The organism is Cupriavidus sp. 01L46, from assembly GCF_056399905.1.
Genome location: NZ_JBFTSF010000492.1, coordinates 1 through 2,914, shown reverse-complemented (window position 1 = coordinate 2,914; position 2,914 = coordinate 1). Strand labels below are relative to the sequence as shown.

1 pseudogene is annotated in these 2,914 nt (G+C 62.4%); it reads left to right on the top strand.

Annotated features, from left to right (window positions below):
* Positions 1-2,914: pseudogene (locus AC1DS3_RS37395) on the top strand (hypothetical protein); the annotation flags it as partial.

Sequence of the window (2,914 nt, the reverse complement as noted above, 5' to 3'; positions counted from 1 at the left end):
CGCCCAGCCTGACCTTGGTGGATACCACCACGACCAGCAGCTGGGACGATTGGGCGCAGGGCTTCCGCCGCGACGGCGTGCCCAATATGAACTGTCCGGGCCAGGAAACCACGGACCCGTACTTCTTCACATTGCGCAACAGTACCCAGTGGCTCGATCCGAAGCACACTGCCTTGCCGGCAAACTCCCAGTTCAAGTGCTATGACGGCATGCACATGTTCAATCAGCTGCAGCCCGCGCCCTACGATGGGATGTACCAATTCCCCAGCGTGAAAAGCAGGAATCCGCAAACCGGAAGGCCGATGGGTACCAACTGCACCATCTGCGTGCCGAATCCCGCGGGTGGCGGAGTCTTTGAGGCCGGAACGCCCATGCTGCCCCCCGGCAAGTATGTGGTCGAGGTGGTTGTGCCCCCGGGCTACGAACTGGTGAAAGAGGAAGACAAGAACATCCTCATTGGCGATAACTACATCGCGCCGGTGACCCAGCAGTTCGCTGGCCTGGGCAGTATCTTCATCCTGCCCGACCAGGCGGCCGTGAATGCCACCTATAACGCGAACAATCCGCAGAACCCGACCACGGATCTGGGATCCACGCCCAGGCATGAGGGCGACACCGGGAGCGTCGAGACCTTCTGGCCCTGCGTCGGTGCGCTGCGCATCGTTCCCGACTATATCAGCCTGTTCCCGGGCTCGCAGGAAGTGGCGCCGTTCGCCGGTGCGTCGCGGCACCTGTGCGACCGCAAGGAGGTCACGCTTACCGATCAGATGACGGTGCTGGCGAAGTTCTGGGTATTCAGCTCAACCCACGTCGCCGCGCACTTCACGGGCTTCATGCTGGACGACTTCTCTTCGGAATTCGACCCGTATTCGCCGCAATTCGGCGAGAAGTTCGCCGTACCCAACGTGCCGGTGTCGATGAAGGATTTCGGCGGCAACGAAGTGGCCCGTGTGTACTCCGACCAGTGGGGCATCTTCAATGGCCTGAACTATTCGACCTGGGAAGTCAATCCGCCGAATCCGACCGGCTATGCGCCGACCATGATGGTCGCGTGCATGAACGACCCGGATATGCCGGATCCCGCGCACCCCGGGCAGACTATCAAGGACCCCCTGTACAACCCCGCGTACAGCCAGTTCTGCTATGAGATTCCCTTCATGCCGGGACAGACCCAGTACATGGACACGCCGGTGGTGCCGGTGCAGGCATTCGCGGATGGATACAACCAGCCTGACTGCGCGTATCCGGATGCCACGCCTGCGATCTCGAAGGTCGTAGGCGATACCAGCAACGGCGGTGCCGGTCCGTGGGTCAGCGCTGCGGGCCACACTTTGACCATTAGTGCCTTGGGCGACCAGCAGGTGACCAACCATGCCTACAGTGGACCAGGGGCGAGCAAGGTCCCTTACAATCAGAAGCTCATCACGCGCCACTATGGTTTCGGGAGCTGGTGTACCAGCGTCGGAGGCGCCTGCACTGTGCCTTCGAGCGTAACCATCGGCGGCACGCCTGCGCAGATCACGGCATGGACCGACCAGTCGATCACGGTCACGGTGCCTGCGCTGTCATCGGACCACGGCGAACTGGTGATCATCGCGGGCAATGGCAAGAAGTCTGTCGACACCGTCAGCGTCAGCATCGGCGGCAAGGCGCCGACCTACGTCGCCGGCGAAAATGCCACCGGCAACGCCATCCAGACGGCGATCGACAAGGCCGTCCCCGGCGACCTGATCATCGTCGGCCCGGGCGTCTACCAGGAGATGCTGCTGATGTGGAAGCCGGTCCGGCTGCAGGGCGTTGGCGCTGCCTCGGTGACTGTCAACGCGAATACGCACCCGTCTGGCAAGATGGACCCGTGGCGGGCGCAGGTCAGCTGCCTGTTTGGCATGTCGCGCAACGGTGGGGTGATCTCGTCGTCGAATCCCTTCGATCCCACCAACACCTACAGTTGCCCGTCAACCATGCAGCGGAAGATCGACCCCATACCCTTCGAGCCGACCGTCGGGTGGGACAACACGCTCAACGGCAACCTGGGAGAGCTGCTGATCGAGCCCACGCTGATGGGGGCGTACGAAGGTGCGGCGATTACGGTGCTGGCCAAGGGCGTGCAGGACGTCAACGGGCAGCCCGACGCCAACTGCATCGCCAACGGCATCTGCACGCCGCTGACGGCCAGCGCCGGGGATTGCGCTAATAATCCCRGCAATTTCCTCTGCAACCCGTCGCGCATCGATGGCATCACCTTCACCAACAGCTCGCAAGGCGGCGGTGGCATCTTCCTGCACGGCTGGAACCACAATATGGAGATCTCCAATAACCGCGTCTTCGGCAATGCCGGCACGCTCACGGGCGGCATCACGATCGGCCAGGTCGAGGTACCGGACGGAACCATCGGTGCGGACGGCGTGACGCAGATTCCGTTCGGCTTCAACATGAACGTGAATGTGCATCACAACGCGGTCACCTCCAACGCTTCCTACGGTGATGAAATCAATTCGACCACGCCATCGGCGGCCGGCGGCGTGACCTTCTGCTCGGGAGCCGACAACTACCACTTCAACTACAACTGGGTGTGCGGCAACATGAGTAGTGGTGACGGCGGCGGCGTGGCCCACTTCGGCTTCAGCTATAACGGCGACATCTCGCACAATCTTGTGCTCTTCAACCAGAGCAACAACCCGACGCTACCTACCTACGGGGGCGGCATCATCGCCCAGGGCGTACCGCCGGATGGCACCTTCTGCGAGAACCAGACCGTCGACGTCGATTGCGCACCGCAGCTGTCCGACGGCGCAGGCCCGGGCCTCACGATCGACGGCAATCTCCTGATCGGCAACACGGCGGAGAGCGGTAAAGGCGGTGGTCTGCGGCTGCAGGGCATCAACGGCACCGATGTACAGCGCAGTCCCAATGA